The sequence below is a fragment of the Psychrobacter sp. AOP7-B1-24 genome, assembly GCF_052376215.1.
GTDB lineage: Bacteria > Pseudomonadota > Gammaproteobacteria > Pseudomonadales > Moraxellaceae > Psychrobacter.
Window position 1 is genome coordinate 1 of the sequence record NZ_JBQSVL010000040.1, and the last position, 16825, is coordinate 16825.

12 protein-coding genes are annotated in these 16825 nt (G+C 43.4%); 6 read left to right on the forward strand and 6 right to left on the reverse strand.

Going from position 1 to position 16825, the window contains the following annotated elements; translation table 11 throughout:
- The 4 genes from ACT3QP_RS09190 to ACT3QP_RS09205 form a co-directional block, all read right to left on the reverse strand.
- Window positions 1-1418, reverse strand: a 1418-nt coding sequence (locus tag ACT3QP_RS09190; RefSeq protein ID WP_444525272.1) for a peptide MFS transporter, incomplete at its 3' end; no start/stop codon positions are given.
- A 293-nt stretch (window positions 1419-1711) separates the two neighbouring features.
- Window positions 1712-2194, reverse strand: coding sequence for a hypothetical protein (locus tag ACT3QP_RS09195; RefSeq protein ID WP_444525273.1), 483 nt, complete (start codon window positions 2192-2194; stop codon window positions 1712-1714).
- Window positions 2195-2352: 158 nt separating this feature from the next.
- Window positions 2353-3927, reverse strand: a complete 1575-nt coding sequence (lnt, locus tag ACT3QP_RS09200; protein WP_444525274.1) for an apolipoprotein N-acyltransferase — start codon at window positions 3925-3927, stop codon at window positions 2353-2355.
- Between the two features lie 270 nt (window positions 3928-4197).
- Window positions 4198-5097: an HlyC/CorC family transporter gene (locus ACT3QP_RS09205; protein WP_444525275.1), complete on the reverse strand. Its 900-nt coding sequence runs from the start codon at window positions 5095-5097 to the stop codon at window positions 4198-4200.
- A gap of 286 nt (window positions 5098-5383) precedes the next feature.
- Between ACT3QP_RS09205 and ACT3QP_RS09210 the strand changes: the two genes are divergently transcribed.
- Window positions 5384-6781 (forward strand): Lnb N-terminal periplasmic domain-containing protein, encoded by a 1398-nt coding sequence (locus ACT3QP_RS09210; protein ID WP_444525276.1) that lies wholly within the window; start codon window positions 5384-5386, stop codon window positions 6779-6781.
- Window positions 6782-6846: 65 nt separating this feature from the next.
- Here ACT3QP_RS09210 and ACT3QP_RS09215 read toward each other — a convergent pair whose 3' ends face one another.
- Window positions 6847-7410: a YcgN family cysteine cluster protein gene (locus tag ACT3QP_RS09215; RefSeq protein WP_444525290.1), complete on the reverse strand. Its 564-nt coding sequence runs from the start codon at window positions 7408-7410 to the stop codon at window positions 6847-6849.
- A 206-nt stretch (window positions 7411-7616) separates the two neighbouring features.
- Here ACT3QP_RS09215 and ACT3QP_RS09220 point away from each other — a divergent pair, with 206 nt between their 5' ends.
- From ACT3QP_RS09220 to mutY, 5 genes are all read left to right on the forward strand, one after another.
- Window positions 7617-8354 carry a dienelactone hydrolase family protein gene (locus ACT3QP_RS09220; RefSeq protein ID WP_444525277.1) on the forward strand — a complete coding sequence of 246 codons (738 nt, stop codon included), beginning with the start codon at window positions 7617-7619 and terminating at the stop codon, window positions 8352-8354.
- Between the two features lie 180 nt (window positions 8355-8534).
- Complete coding sequence (locus ACT3QP_RS09225; RefSeq protein WP_444525278.1) at window positions 8535-11753, forward strand: DUF2339 domain-containing protein; 3219 nt, start codon at window positions 8535-8537, stop codon at window positions 11751-11753.
- 150 nt (window positions 11754-11903) lie between these two features.
- Window positions 11904-12860, forward strand: coding sequence for a ribosome biogenesis GTPase YlqF (gene ylqF, locus ACT3QP_RS09230; protein WP_444525279.1), 957 nt, complete (start codon window positions 11904-11906; stop codon window positions 12858-12860).
- A 147-nt stretch (window positions 12861-13007) separates the two neighbouring features.
- Window positions 13008-14393, forward strand: a complete 1386-nt coding sequence (locus ACT3QP_RS09235; protein ID WP_444525280.1) for a KAP family P-loop NTPase fold protein — start codon at window positions 13008-13010, stop codon at window positions 14391-14393.
- A gap of 105 nt (window positions 14394-14498) precedes the next feature.
- Complete coding sequence (mutY, locus tag ACT3QP_RS09240) at window positions 14499-15767, forward strand: A/G-specific adenine glycosylase (RefSeq protein ID WP_444525281.1); 1269 nt, start codon at window positions 14499-14501, stop codon at window positions 15765-15767.
- A 73-nt stretch (window positions 15768-15840) separates the two neighbouring features.
- Here mutY and ACT3QP_RS09245 read toward each other — a convergent pair whose 3' ends face one another.
- Window positions 15841-16743, reverse strand: a complete 903-nt coding sequence (locus tag ACT3QP_RS09245; protein ID WP_444525282.1) for an acyl-CoA thioesterase — start codon at window positions 16741-16743, stop codon at window positions 15841-15843.
- Between the last annotated feature and the right edge of the window lie 82 nt (window positions 16744-16825).

Consider the following 16825-nt stretch of genomic DNA (forward strand, 5'->3'; position numbering starts at 1 on the left):
ACATGACCACCAAAGAAGGCAGCAACCAAGTTACCCATAGCGATAGAGGCAAAGAAAAGCCCCATCATCTGACCTTGCATACCCTTCGGTGCCAGCTTGGTCATGGCAGATAAACCAACTGGGCTTAGGGCTAACTCACCGAGTGTCAACAGCAATAAACTGCCGACCAACCATAGTGGTGAAGCTAAGCCAGTACCAGGCGCTAAGATGCTTTTTGATGCAAAAATCATCAATGCAAACCCTGCTGCAGCCAATAACATACCAAGCGCAAACTTAGCCATACTACTTGGCTCAAGGCCTCGGTTGCCAAGCTTGACCCACACAATACTCACAATTGGCGCTAAAATTAAGATAAACAAAGGGTTCAATGACTGAAACCAAATACTCGGCACGTCAAAGCCCAAGACATTTAGATCTGTATAACGATCGGCAAACAAGTTAAAAGACGTGGGCTGCTGCTCAAAACTTGACCAAAATAGCGTTGAGCCAATAATCAAAATAAAGCAAATCAACAAACGCAGCTTGTCTGTTTTGTCTAGTCGTGGTGATATAAACATCACAGCAAAATACAGTATAACTACGGCTGCGATGATATAAGTCATATACTCTGCGACTACTCCGGGTGCAAACGGCATGATACCTGTGGCCACTAACACCACAATTGCAGCCAAAGTAGTAATAAATGCGATAACCCAGCGGCCTATGTGTTTGTAGCGTCCGTTGGCACGCTCCCACTCAGCAGTGATGCCTTTTGCTTTGGCATAATGAGTTAAGGTTTTTTGGGCAGAGAACCGATAAATCAGCAATGACACCAGCATACCTATGCCGCCGACACTGAAGCCTGCATGCCACATGCCTTTTTCCTTGAACACGCCAACAATAAAGGCCGCCAATAGAGCACCAATATTGATACCCATATAAAACAAGGTAAAGCCACCATCACGGCGCGAATCACCTTGAGGGTATAAAGCCCCTACCATCACAGAGATACAAGTCTTAAATAAGCCAGATCCTAAGACAATACAGATGAGGCCAACAAAAAACAGCGTCATTCCAAACAGCGCAGATAGCGCGATAGACAAATGCCCTAAGGCGATAATAATACTGCCCCACCATAAGGCACGTTCTTGCCCAAGCCAGTTATCAGCCAGCCAACCGCCCGGTACAGCCGCCAAATATAATGACCCTGCAAAAATACCATAGATAGCCGATGCAGTAACCTCATCAAAACCAAAACCACCACTGCCGACGGTTGCCACCATAAACAGTACTAATAGCGGGCGAATACTATAGTAAGAAAACCGCTCCCACATCTCAGTAAAAAATAATGGACGTAATGGCTTTGGATGCCCCATAAAGCCATTATCTAACGCAGCCAGTTCAGCCTCGCTAGCTCCTGACTTTGACTCTGTACTCATAACTTTATTCCCTTAAAGGCTATTTGTATAACGACCAAACCCTTATTTATTAAGATGAACGGTCATATCAGCGCAGTATTTTTGCACTTGGTTATATATAAGTAAATAAAAAACTTGTCAAAGTTACACAACCACTCACAAAAAAACCCATCCTCAATATTTGAGAATGGGCTCTTTTTTTAGTCTTCATGAGACGATTACTATATTTATAGAACTGTTGATGCAAACTTCATAACGCCACTTATTTTAGAATAAAGTGTCACCATTTAGTCATTTAACTGGCTATATTAAAATTACTGTGCTGCTTCATCAACTTCAGCCACATCACCGGCTTCTAAATCGCCATCTGCTTGTTCAGCAGTCAAATCTGCATCAGCCACAGCGGCTTGGCTTACTGTACCAGACGCCGTTGCAGTACCAGACTCAGCAGTAGCGACGGTGCCATCGGTACTATCAGTTGGTGTGACTGTGGCATCTGCCGCAGTATCAGGTGCTTCAGCATCTGTGGCTTCAGTTGCAGTTTCTTCGGTTGCAGTTGCATCTTCAGTTACAGCAGCATCTTCAGCTACTGCACTTTCATCAGTCGCTGTTTCTGCTTCATCTGCAACGACTGCCGCCTCAGCATCTTCAATCGCCTCAACAGTAATATGCTGACCTGCTGGGCGTAAAAAAGCTGAAACACCAATAAGTAAGACAATACCTAAAAACAAAGCAATGCCACCTAGAGCAAACAACAACTCTTTTTTTGGATTGTTATTAACGATACCTTCTGACATACCTTATCCACCTTGCACAAAATATTTGAAATATTGGCCTATTATATCGCAATTTTTACCGATGTGTTAAAACCCTTAAGTATTTAAAGGATTTATTATCGACGAGATTTTGCTAGACGCGTCTAATTACTTGCTGTCACTACTGGTTATGCGTGTAGCTACTTGCCCAAACGTGCTCTGGTTGCCTCACGTTTACCCACATAACTGAGTAGTAGCAACAGCGCTATAATAAATAACATGGGATAGTTACCAAAGCTCATATAGGGTGTATTGCCAACTCGAGCCTGTACCTTACCTCTTAATACTGTGCGCTCAAACTGCGGCGCACGCTCAACGATACGGCCTTTATGATCAATAATTGCCGTGACGCCTGTATTGGTCGCACGCATGAACCAACGGCCATTTTCTAATGAACGCATTTGCACCATTTGCAGATGTTGTAACGGCCCTGCCGACTTACCAAACCAGGCATCGTTTGAGATGGTCAATAAAAAATCCGTATCAGCGGCATTTTTGCGAGTGGTATCAGGGTAAGCAACTTCATAACATATCGCTACTCCTAAGTTATGACCTCGTACATCTAGCGGTGACTGATCATCACTACCACTGCTATAACCGGAGATATCTTGACTACCTGCCAAATCAGGTAGGATATTTAACAATCCTTGAAAGGGAATATATTCGCCGAATGGTACCAAACGCTGCTTCTTATACAGTCCTTCTGCATCAGTGCCTAGCGCCATCACACTATTATAAATCGGTGGGTACTTATCAGTACTGGCATCAAAGGCCGCGTCGTCTATATAAGGTATACCAGTTACCCATGTCGTATCAGTTGCATTGGCAAGCTTGGTCATTTCATCGATAAAATCAGTCGCCGCTAACTGAGACATAGGAATCGACGACTCTGGCCACAGAATAAGATCACTGCCCCATTCCGTACTTGTGAGCGTTGCATAAATATTGAGCGTTTCTAATTGATATTCAGATAGCCATTTTACGTCTTGTGGGATATTCCCTTGGATTAGAGACACAGATAAATCAGGCGTACCTTTTGGTTTTGTCCATTGTGGGTTTATCAACCATAAAGCGCTACTAATCACTAATAATGCGATCGATATCACCATGTAACCAGCACGGCGACGCAGCAGCTCCACTACACTAGCAGCCAATAACACAGCCACGAATGAGATGGAAAATACACCCGCAACTGGCGCTAATGACGATAACCAATACTGCTCCGTAAAGGCATAACCAACGAACAGCCACGGAAATCCAGTGAGTAGCCACGTTTTCAACCACTCTTGTAGTATCCAAATCGCCGCAAAAGACAACGGCTGACGGCCAACCATACGATTAAATACGAGCGCCAAAAAGCCATGAAACAGCCCCATACCAAGACCCATCAGCGCAATCATAATCAGCGCAAGCCATACTGGAATCGCACCATAAGTATGAATGGAGTTATAAAGCCAAAACGCACCAACACACCACAGCCCTGTACCATACGCCTGACCAATAAGAAATGCACGCTTACCACTCATAGCAGGCATTAGTAACGCATATAAAATAGCAGGCGATACCAAGGCTAACGGCCAAATACCGTAAGGTGCAAGTGCAAAGAAAAATATCGCTCCCGCCAGTAAAGCAATCAACACGGTCAGTGCAGTCGGCAAGCCTTTCGGCTTATCGGGATTCAGGCGTTTTTGCAAATCAACAGTAGACAGACGCATAGCAGTTATCCAAAACTATATTTTCTAAAATAGTGAGCAGCAGCATTCAGGCAAAATTACAGCTAAAACTGACCGTATTATTGTTTATACGGTATCTAAAAATTAAATTTGCCTATGATACCAGTCTCAACCCAATAATAGGTAACATTGCGTAGCATGCACTAACCACAGATCAAAAAAAACACGATCGCAATCGTGTTTTTTTGTTATTGATCATTCTGTCACTTATCAATAAGCGTTAAAAACACGCCCTAGATTGTTAACACTGAATCAGTGACTGCCTATCAAAATTTGTGGTTCAACGTTCATTTTCGTCAACTCTAAATTATGAATAAAACGTCCTTCAACATCAGTAATGGTAATTTTCCAATCATCTATCACCACACTTTCGCCTTCCAAGTCACCCACATAACCAAGTGCTTGCATGACCAGACCACCCATCGTATCAACATCGGTATTGTCAAAGTGGCAACCAAGCTCATCATTGCAGTCTTCAATCACTGTAGAAGCCTGAACGCGCCATGTGTTTGGTTTTTCAGGGTCAGCGACGATATTGTTAATATCACTGTCTTCCTCAAAATCATCATGCTCATCGACGATGTCACCAACGATTTCCTCTAACAAATCTTCCATGGTCACCACCCCACCAAAGTTACCAAACTCATCAACGACGATAGCCATATGCACTTGTGTACGCTGTAGTGAGCGTAACAAGGTGTCAGAACGCGCCGTTTCACTAATATATAGCGGCTGACGCACCAAATCTCTGAGGCGTTTACTCTCAATTTTATCTTCTTGATGACGCACCATATGAACGAGAATAGGTATCAAGTCTTTTGCCAATAAGATACCGATGACAGCATCATCATCTTGACTATCAAAAACAGGATAACGCGAATGAGTAGTCTCAAGGATGATATCCATCACTTCAGCAAGGCTAGCGCTTTCATGCAAACCAATTACTTGTGGGCGCGGTGTCATGATTTCACGTACTTGTGTCGCAGGCAGATCGAGCACGCCTTCTAACATATCGACCGTATCAGGCTCTAAGAACTGACGCGAGTCTTGTACCAAACGAATCAATTCATCACGGGTTTCGGGGGCGGTCGATAGCCAGCGTTTTAAGCCGCGCATCGACCAACTACTCGGGCTGGGAGTGTCGTCAGACATGGTGGTGTGGTTTAACCTCTTAAGTTAATAAAAATTTGGCTGATAGCAGTTAATGTGGTTAGTAGTTAATAATAGTAAGCAAAAATAACAGGTAAAATATAGATGGGGCTAAAGCTAGAAAATAAAACAGTCAAAGGCTCATTGGCTGCTTGTTAAACTATAAATAAATTAGCTCCACTTTATCTTATGACTCACCGACATTCAACGACAAATTCATGCAAATTGTATTGTCAGTGTGTGACGAATTTTGCTATGGTCAAAGCCTTCATTTATCAAAAAAAATCCTATGTCGCTACGTTCTGTTTTTTCTCGCCTATTTTCCTCGCGTTCAGCTGGTCATCGCTCAGACAATGGCATGGGTAATCTTAGCTCAAATCATGACTTAAATAGTCCTCATTTAAAAAGTAATGGCAGCACTGGTAACCAACCAAAACCACCGTTCAAACCAAAATTCGAGTCCCGACCAAAATCAAAATGGCGTAGCTGTCTTTTACAATTGCTAATCCTCATTACTTTATTACTATCAGCCATTTGGTTACTACTAGCGATTTGGTATCAATTCGGTGCCCACTCTGCTATTACTTGGCTAGTAGGGATAATGGTTGTTGCGGTGCTGACCGCATTGCTCAAAAGCCGCTATTGGCCAAAAGGTGCTAAGCAATCAGATAACCAGCCATTAACGACTAAAGTAAAAGCCAATAGCAAAATCACTACCAAGCGGTTAACTGTTTTATATGCTGCGATTTGGCTGGTTGGTGTTGGATGGTTTTTTTCTATTGAACCTCAGCAAGAGCGCGACTGGATGGCTGATGTCAATCAACGTGTCTCTTATGAGCGTGATGCGACCAATCCTGATTTAATCACCTTGACCAATGTACGTAATTTTGATTGGCACACAGCAGAAAACGCGACCGAACATTGGGACACTCGAACAGTGGATTTGTCTAAACTCTCGGGTGTCGATGTGACCAACTCTTATTGGATGGGACCACTGATTGCTCATACTTTGGTCAGCTTTCGTTTCGAAGATGCAGCACCGCTGGCTTTTTCCTTTGAGATTCGTAAAGAGAAAGGTGAATCATTTTCTGCACTCGCTGGATTTTTTAGGCGTTTTGAGCTGAGCCTGATTGCTGCAGAAGAGCGTGACATCATCTACACGCGAAGCAATGCGCGCGGAGAACAAGTTTATCTATTCCCCGTCAGTAATTTACAACAACACGAGGTCAGGTCACTTTTTGAGTCTTACTTAACAGCAGTTGATGAGCTAAATGCAGAGCCCGCTTGGTACAATACGTTGGTTAGTAATTGCACCAATATTATTTTTTATATGGCACGCATCATCAGCGGTGATCGACTGCCGTGGGATTATCGTATTTGGGTTTCCGGCTGGTTGCCAAACTATCTCTATAAAGTTGGTATGCTAGATGCCAATCCAGAAAGCAGCGAACAGCCGTGGTCAATAGATACTTGGTATCAGCACGCCCATATAAACCCAAAGGTTAAAGGGTTTGACAATCAAAGCAACCGAGAGTCTGGCGTTGATAGTCACGGAAATAGTCACGGAAACAGCCGCGAGTTCTCTGAGCAGATTCGTCAAGGTATCCCTACTCCGCCATTGGCTGACTCTCAAGCTGATGCTGAGACAGACGCCAAATCTACCGCCCAAGCATCTGAATCGTATTGACTTGAGGGCTAGATTTTCAAAGCTGAGTTTTGAAGGCTAGATTTTAAGCGTCAAATAAACTGCAACTACGGCTTGACCCAATGGACCACACGATCTTCCATTTCTTCATCCGTCAGGCCAGTTTCAGAGACACAGCGTCCTGCCACACCGACATTCATCGCACGCATTTGTTGTTGCGTGACGACGGCATCCCCAGTCAATAATAAATGCCAGCTGGGTAAGTTTTGCCCTTTATACAAACGCTTATAGGCGCAGTGGGATGGCAGCCACATCATATTTGGTAAGTTGTCCATGGTCAGCTGAATACAGTCCGGCACATGCTCTTGGCGCGTATCGTAATGTTGGCAATATCCCGTTTCACAGTCCATTAGCTGACAAGTGACATCGGTATATTCGACCAGCTCCTCAGCCACATCACCACTCTCATCTTCGTCGATGTATTTGATCAGACAGCAACTACCACAGCCATCACACAATGCTTCCCATTCGCTATGATTTAATTCATTTAAGGTAAAACGGGTCCAAAACTGTGGGCGTAATGCGTCAGTCGCTGTGGCTTCAGAAAACAGCGTCACAGGTTGCTGCGACTCGATGTTTGCATCAGCCTCTGATTGAGCGCTTGAATTCATATCCAAGTTGTCGTCCTGTGTGTTTAACAAGTTTATAGTCATAAAGTGGCAGTATCATTTTGATAAATAGCGTTACAGTATTATAGCTGTTTTTGCGTAACATGAGCGTTAAGGTAGTACGAGTTAGAGAAATTAGTACGAGTTAGAGAAATGAACCATCACAATGACAAATAATTAAAACTCACAATATAAAAAAGGAAAACGATATGTCAGTTAAGACTTTTGAATTAATCAGCACGACCGAAAACAACATTGAGCTGATCAGCTATGTCGCCTTACCAGATACTGCCTCGAACGACACGCCAGCACCAGGTATCTTGGTTGCACCAGAATGGTGGGGCGTGGTCGAACATCCAAAATCAGTGGTTGAGCGCTTAGCAGAAGCAGGCTATGCTGCCGTTGCAATGGATGTCTACGGTGAAGGCAAGCTGACCACAGATGCCGCGCAAGCCAATATGTGGATGGAACAAGTGCTTGAAGATCAAGACATGCTCATGGCACGCTGCCGTTTAATCCTTAATGACTTCAGTGATCAGTTAGCCGTGGATGGGAACAACTTAGCAGCGATTGGTTATTGCTTCGGCGGTAAAATCGCTCTCGACATGGCACGTGACGGCATGCCGTTAAAAGCGGTCGCTACCTTCCATGGTAACCCATCACCAAAACAACCCGCAGACAAAAACTTCACAGCAAAAGTCCTAGTCGCCCACGGTCGTGACGACTCAATGGTCTCAATGGATGCTATCGAAGGTCTAAAATTAGAGCTAGACGCCGCCGATGTTGACTATACTATCGACGTTTATGACAACGCTAAGCATGGCTTTACCAATCCGCATGCCGATGAGCGTGCTGCTAAAAACGAGGTAGATCTTGGCTACAATGAAATCGCAGCCAAACAAAGCTGGGAAAACATGCTTGAGTTTATGAAAGCAAACTTGGCATAAGCTATCATCACAAAAACAAATAAACGAAAAAAGAAGGGCCGCTTACAACTTAAGCGGCCCTTCTTTATTTATAAACAACCGTTTATTAATAACATTTTGATTGATGCGCAAGGATGGTCTTGTACTTATCCATAAATAACGTCATTATCACTGCATTATAAATGGTATTAAGTGATAAAGATGTTTTATATATTGAACCAGTTGGGCTGGCTGGCCTTTACCGCACTATTAATCGTCGTGGTTGTACTCTATGTCAGAATAAATCGGCATATTGGACAACTACGCCGTGATGTGGGCAAGCTACAAATTCAGCTTAGAAATCAAAGAAACAGTAATGCCAAGTGCTCATCTGTTCAACCAACTGACAACTTTATCTCTAGTAATAGTCATGCTAGTAACAGCCATTCTAGTAATAGTCATCTAACAGCAGACAGCGCTGTTGACACTGTTAAACTGAATACAACCGATGAAACAAATACCACCGTGCAGACATGGCCACCATTACAGCCAACAACTGCTACGTTCTCAAATCTAGAAGCGAATCCTTTATCAAATCCTTTATCAAAAAAGGCACCGAACACGTCCGATACTAGGGCTACAGAAACTTCAGACTTAATAAAAAATAAAACGCCAACTGCCGCTATTCAGCCGGACGAAAGCTCCTTGCCAATCGTCACCTCGCTATTTCACTCTATTAAAAACTGGTTTTTCGGTGGTAATTTAGTGGTGCGTGTCGGCGTATTGGTACTACTGGTGGGCGTCATACTATTGTTGCGCTTACTAAGTGATTATATTGAGATTCCCATTGCTTTCAAACTTATGGCAATCGGCGGTATAGGATTGGGATTGGCAGCACTGGGGTTAAAGCTAACCGCAAAACGCTTTTCCTACGGTATTACTTTACAAGGCGCAGGCTTAGCCATTGCTTATTTGAGCACCTTTTTTGCCTATAGCGTTTATCAGATTATTCCGAGCTTACCGAGCTTTATTGGGCTTGGCATATTATCTGCTGTCACTGTTGCCCTCGCCGTCCGTCAGAACGCCTTTCCATTGGCGTTATTGGCATTGTCAGGAGGTTTCTTTGCGCCGATTTTGACCAGTGATGATACTGGCAGTATGGTCGCCTTGTTCAGCTATTACTTATTATTAAATGTGGCTATTGCTATTATTGGTCATTATCGCCCATGGAAAATTTTGAATTTATTCGGTGTGAGCGTGACCTTTGGCCTCGCCTACTATTGGGGAATAAGCGAAAATTTAGATGCAGTCATTGCGTCGCAGCGTTGGTCATTGGTTTTATTGGTTGCCTTACATTTGAGTCTTTACCTGTTTGTCGTGATTCGCTACGCCCAACAAATCATCGCTTACAATACTGATAATGAGCAAGCGTTTAACCGTGCCAATAGTGCCAAAACTAACCAAGATGAAAGCAAAAAACCAAACGCTGACAGTCAGACCTATCTATTTCCTATCGATACGGGACTATTATTTTCAGTACCTCTGATGGCATTTGGTTTGTTTGCGGCGCTTTTAAGTAATGTACCTAATGCCTTAACCATCACCAGTGCTGTGCTAGCGATGCTTTATTTAGGACTTGGTTGGATTTTTGTCCAACATAGTCGACGGTACGCACTGATTACCGAAGGCATGTTGGCGCTCGGATTTGGATTTTTGGCCTTGGTCATTCCGCTGGCATTAGATGCCGAATGGATTGCGTTTGGTTGGTCAGTCCAAGGACTGGCTCTCGTCTGGTTCGGTAGGCGCTCACTACGCGCATGGTCGGTACTGCTTGGTCTATTATTACAGCTCATCAGTATCGCTATGTTAGTGTTTACCATCGTATTCTCTGGCAGTGATTATCCTGTCTTAGCCTTAAGCATTTCGGGCATAGCTTATTTGGCATCGGTCTTTATCTTGCGTAGTAGCCACTCGCCAGCGATGTTAAATGACAGCTTACGTGACGAATCGATCCACTCAGCTGGTTCTCAAGAGCAGTCTACTACACCAGACTCTATCGTGACTTATGCCAATGCGTTGGGGATTAGCACTGACGCGGCTCGCCAATGGCTGACATCTATCAATAGTCAAAGTACAGCATTTAGCATCGTGTGGCGCAGTCCTAGATTTATACAGTTTTTGACCATGACTGCGATGGTGTGGATGCTACAAGTATTATGGCTTGATGTAGATCAGTGGTTTAGCCATTGGCAACTGGCCACATCTACCTTGATTGCGCTAGCGGCACTGATGAGCCTTGGCATTTATTGGACAGCCAATCGATATCATCCATGGGCCGAAATCAGACAATTCAGCCACGGATTGCTATTGCTGTTTTATCTGATGCTCGTTTTACAATTGCCGCAAAAGTTTGAATCACATCTCGCATGGACGTCAATAGACTGGCTACTATTTGCAGGCTTGCTCATTGGCTGGTTGGTTATCGGACAATTATGGCTGAGGACATGGTTTAACAACGCCAAGCTATCGGCCTATGACATTACGAGCTGGCTCGGCACTGGCATTTTAGTCATTGCGGCGGCCGCTCATTATGGTCTACCTGCCTCTGCCGGTGTGATGGCTATCTTAATTCCTACTGTTTTGATTATCGCTGGACTATGGGGCAGTTATCGTTATAGCAGCGACTATCATGGCAGCGACTATAATACTAGCAATCATCTTGACCATGCTCGTCAGACAGACACATCAATCAGTGAAAATTCAACGCATGGATTGCTGTACTGGTTTGATTGGCAGCAGGCACTATTAAACTGCGCTGCCATCTTTGCACCCATTGCATTAAGTTGGGTCATCATTACCAACTGGTCGTATGATGGCGTAATTTGGGGCATGTCCTATTTCCCGCTGTTGAATTTATATGACGTGACCTCAGTGCTAACGCTACTGGTTGGTTTTGGTGTCTATTACCTAAATCGACAGCACAACCATCTGCTAGAGCATTCAAATCCTGATATCAGTACTCGTACCCAAAAAACCTCTGCCACTCATAATTTACTGATTATATTAGGTCTTATTGGCTTTTGGCTGATATCCAGCATACTTATCAGAACGCTCCATGCCTTTATTAGTACGCCATTATGGTATGCAGGCGCATGGCAAAGTGAACAAGTGCAAACAGGCTTGACCATATTGTGGACGCTCTTGGCATTAATCGCCACCATCATCGCCAGCCGTTACTGGCAGCGTGCGCTATGGTTTATGGGCATTGGGCTATTGGGCGTCGTCGTGCTCAAACTGGTCTTGGTTGATCTGTCACAGACTGAGGCTATTTGGCGAGTGATATCTTTCCTTGGCGCAGGCAGCTTGATTCTACTGATCGGCTATTTGGCTCCCTTGCCGCCCGCAGATGATGAGGTAGATGAGATAACGGATAAGACGTAATCACGACTTCACATAGTGGTTAGGTGAAATTTAGTGGTTAGGTGAAATTGTCCCGTGAGCAATGTGGTTCTGTAGTAAACTGAGCATCATTAGAAAGTAAACCTGAATGGTTTTACTTTTAGCATTTTTTATAAAAGGTTATGAAAGCAGATGGATAAGAGAGCAAGTATTCAGTGGTTCCCTGGGCATATGAACAAAGCCCGTAACGAAATCAAAGAAACCATGCCACAGATGGATTTGGTCATCGAGGTCATCGATGCGCGTATCCCTTATAGTAGTGAAAACCCAATGGTCGCAGCATTGCGTGGCGAAAAACCTGTTATCAAAATCCTAAACAAAGCCGACCTTGCTGATCCAGAATTGACCCAAGCGTGGATGGATTATCTCGAGCAGCAAAGCGGTGTGAAAGCCATTGCTTGCGATACCGAAAAAGCCAATGATGTCAAACGCATCATCGCCATCTGTAAGCATCTAGTGCCTAATAAAGTCGGTACAGGTCGCCAGATTAAAGCCATGATCATGGGTATCCCAAACGTTGGTAAATCCACCTTGATTAATACGCTAGCAGGACGCGCGGTGGCAAAGACAGGCGACGAGCCAGCCGTAACCAAATCGCAGCAGCTGATTAAACTAGACGATGACATCATGCTCTATGACACCCCTGGTATGCTCTGGCCAAAAGTTGAAAATGAAAACTCCGGCTACCGTCTGGCAGCAACTGGCGGTATTCGTGATACGGCTTTTGACTTCGCTGATGTCGCCAGTTATACCGCTGAGTACTTAATGCAAGCCTATCCTGAGCTGCTAAAAACTCGCTATAAAATTGAAGAACTGCCAAAGACCGATTGGGAGTTTTTTGAAGTCGCTGGACGTAATCGTGGCTGTGTGCGCTCGGGCAATCAAGTCGATACCTACCGCATGTCTGAGATTCTCATTAATGAATTACGTAGTGCGAAGCTTGGACGTATTACGCTTGAGACACCAGCTATGACTGAAGCTGAAGAAATCGTGGTCGCTGAACAACGTCTGGCTGCTGAAGAAAAGAAAAAAGCCAAAGAAGAAGAAAAACGCTTACGTCGTTTGAAAACGCGGAAGAATCGGAAATAGGGTTGATTTAAGTCTCATTACTCAAAAAGCTACCACCTATATAAAAGCCCTTATGGGCTTTTTTTATGTCTGTATTATCTGTATAACATAAGTATCGTATATCAAAATTATGAATATAGAGAGTGCTTAATGACAGATTACAGGATAATGAAAGAGTTAACTTTTTCTAGCAGAGATGAGTTCACACGTAAGCCTATCGCTGAGAAAATTATTAAGTTATTAGATTCAGATATTGATGTCTCACCACTTATTATTGATGGTAAATGGGGTACAGGTAAAACGGAGTTTTGCTTCAAACTTAAAAACTTGATTGAAGCTGATAATCCCAACGATTATAAAGTTGGCTACGTGAACGCCTTTCAAGCTGACCATGCTAATGAGCCGCTTTTAACACTTATAGCTGAGGTGGCTAGTTTCTACGATGAAAAAGACGACAAGCGCAAGAATTTTATAAAAAATGCAGTTCCTTACCTAAGGCTCATTTCTGGTATAGGTCTTAAAGCAGGATTAGGATTTGCATTCGGTAGATATGCGGCAGATATTCCTGACGCACTAGCAGATGGAATGGAAGAAATAAAGGATGGGTCAAAATCTCTTATCGACCAATCACTTGAATCTATGATTAAAGACCAAGTAGAAGCGGAAAAGAATTTATCGACATTGCGTAATGCTCTATCCGATATTGCTTCCACAAACCCTATTATTTTACTTATTGATGAGCTTGACCGTTGTCGTCCAGACTTTGCAGTAATGATGTTAGAGACTATTAAGCATGTCTTCGATGTTAAAAATGTGCAGATTATCTTGATTACCAATGCTGAGCAGCTTAAAGCCACTATCAAACATAGCTATGGTAGCGAGACTGATTCACATAGTTACTTATATAAGTTTTTTAAGTATCAAATTAAACTACCCACGACTAGTAAAGATGCTGATAACCAAATGGCTCAAAATAATGTCGCTTATTTCAAAACGATTATGCAAGATAGTGAGGTGATTCTACATAATTTTAAGAATAACGAGTTCATATATGATATTCCAACTTTCTTGGATCTCAGTAAATTATCACTTCGTAATATTGAGCAAATTGTACGTTGTATCGAAACCTTGATTATTTTTGAAGATAAAGACAAAAGTAAATTTTTAGTGCTTGATCAAATTATTATGGTATTTTTATCATTTGTTTATATTACCGATAAAAAATTACTAATGAATTTAATAAATAAAGAGCTTATGGCTTCAGATTTTCTTAATTTCATGGACTCTGGCATCCTAACTATACCTGATGATAATATTTTAAATAATGCTACAAAAAGCTTTGTATTAATTCTCTTTAGCAAACTAGTCAGAAATCAGGTAATTAGTGTTAAGAGTAGTAGTGGCGTAGAAATACAGAAGTTAGCGCAAAAAATCTTAAATGGACCACACTATGATCTTCTGATAGACAATAACGGTATAAATAGCGACTCTTACCTTTACAGTTACATCGAACACACAATCAATAACCTCTTACTTTTCGACATCGTTAAGTAGTTATTTTTATTATGTTATTCAATAGCATCACGTCAAAGTTGGGTCGTAGCAAATACGTATATCAGGTATAATTACTTATCTTCAAAAAACCAAATATAAGAGCCTATGACTCAGCTAACCGCCAATTCTTCTGATACCGATTTTAGTCACTCTCCCACATCCCTAAACTCCTTCGCTCCCCGCCTACTCGATTGGTTTGCCGAAAACGGTCGCCATGACTTACCTTGGCAACAGCACCAGACCGACACACCCAACCCTTATATTGTTTGGTTGTCTGAAGTCATGCTACAGCAAACGCAAGTGACCACTGTACTGCCCTACTTTGCACGATTTATGGCATCGTTTCCAACAGTGCAGGATTTGGCAGCAGCGGACTGGGATACTGTAGCAGAGCATTGGGCAGGGCTTGGCTACTATGCGCGCGCGCGTAATTTGCATAAAGGTGCCAAGCAGTTGGTTGAGGTCATTGATGAAACGGACGACTTTCCACAGACGCTAGCAGGATGGGAAGCCATTTCTGGTGTTGGGCCGTCGACCGCTGGCGCGATTATGGCCATGGGCTTGCACCATTATGGCGTCATCTGTGATGGCAATGTCAAACGAGTCATCACGCGGTGGGCAGCGATTGATGGAGATATTACCAAGTCTGCCACGACCAAAGAGTTGTGGGCATTGGCAGAGCGTTTGACATCAACTAAGAATTCAGGATTGTTTGCGCAAGCCATGATGGATATGGGCGCGACCTTATGTACTCGTAGCAAACCTGCCTGTCTGTTATGTCCATTAAAAGAAGACTGCCTAGCCCATGCACAAGGGCGCGAGACTGATTATCCAGTCAAAGCAAAAAAGCAGCCGAAACCCAGTAAGTTTAGTAATGCATTATTAATTAAGGATGCTAGTGGCGGCATTCTATGGTTACAGCGCCCTGACAACGGTATTTGGGGTGGATTGTGGAGCTTGCCATTACAGTTTGTGAAGAAAGTTGAAGGTAAAGCAAGTGGCAAAAATGTCGCTAGCAAAACAGAGGCTACCGATGACAAGCCATTGGATGTATCCAGTGACGTACGCAGTAATGAAAAAGTATATGAAGCAGAATTTACCACCGCTGAGCAAATCATCAATGAGTGGCTGATAAAGAATAAATTAGTAGCAGCTCCTATCAGCAAGGCCTTGCTTGATGAAGCCCCTATTAAACATTCACTGACCCATTTCCACTGGTACTTAACGCCACAAGCAGTGACATTAAATACCAAACAAACCGCCGAAATAACCAAAGCACTGCAAGCTGCCGACATTAATATTAATTGGCTAAATGCTAATGATGCTCAGGCAACACTTGGCTTGCCACGAGCGATGGTTAAGATCTTAGAGTAAAAAATTGCCATAAAAAAAGCGACTCATCATCATAATGAGTCGCTTTTTTTCTTGATAATCAAGCGATAGCCATCTAAGACTTCGGCACACGCAAGCGCATCAGTCCTTCTTGTTGCACAGTGGCAATCAGCTTACCATCTTGCCAAAACTGTCCGTGGTTGAGCCCTTTAGAGTTAGAGGTCGTATCACTCCACATATCGTATAACATCCAGTTATTGAGATCAAAATTACGATGGAAATGCATCGAGTGGTCGATACTGGCCGCTTGTAAACCGCTGGTCATAAAGCTGATGCCATGTGACATCAGCCCCGTACCTACCAAATAAAAATCAGACGAAAATGCCAATAGTGCTTGCTGAATCGCCACTGGTTGATTGCCCAACTCACGGATACGTAACCAGTTCGCCTGTTTCGGTTTCATAGGCTCTGGGTTGATAGGATCACGCGGCTTGACTGGCTTAATCTCGACATGACGATGACGCATAAATCTCGATTTTAGGGCACTAGGCACTTTGCCAATATGCTCTTCTTTTAGTTCTTGTTCAGCGAGCAAATCCTCAGGCGGTGGATAGACGGGCATATCTTCTTGATAATCCAACCCCTCCTCCATCGGTGAAAACGAGGCGATCATCGAAAATATCACTTGCTCAATAGGCGGCTTACCACGCACTTCTTTATATTGAATCGCCGTCACTTCACGCGCAGACAGACTTCGACCATCACGTAGGCGGCGCACTTGGTAAATAACTGGCTGATTGATATCTCCACCACGCAAAAAATACCCATGCAACGAGTGGCAAGGCTTATCCTTATCTAGTGTATGCGCCGCAGCCATAATCGCTTGAGCGAGCACTTGCCCACCGAAAATACGGCTACCAACATAGTCATGGCTCTTACCCTCAAACACGTCAGGGGTCACTTCAATAAGTGCAACAGTAGCCAACAACTCATTAATCAGTTGCGAATAATCGGGCATGACAATATATTTCCTTATTTTCATCAAAAATACGCAGCACCTCACGATATCAATAGGCTATATCGACAGATCCTTTGTATTT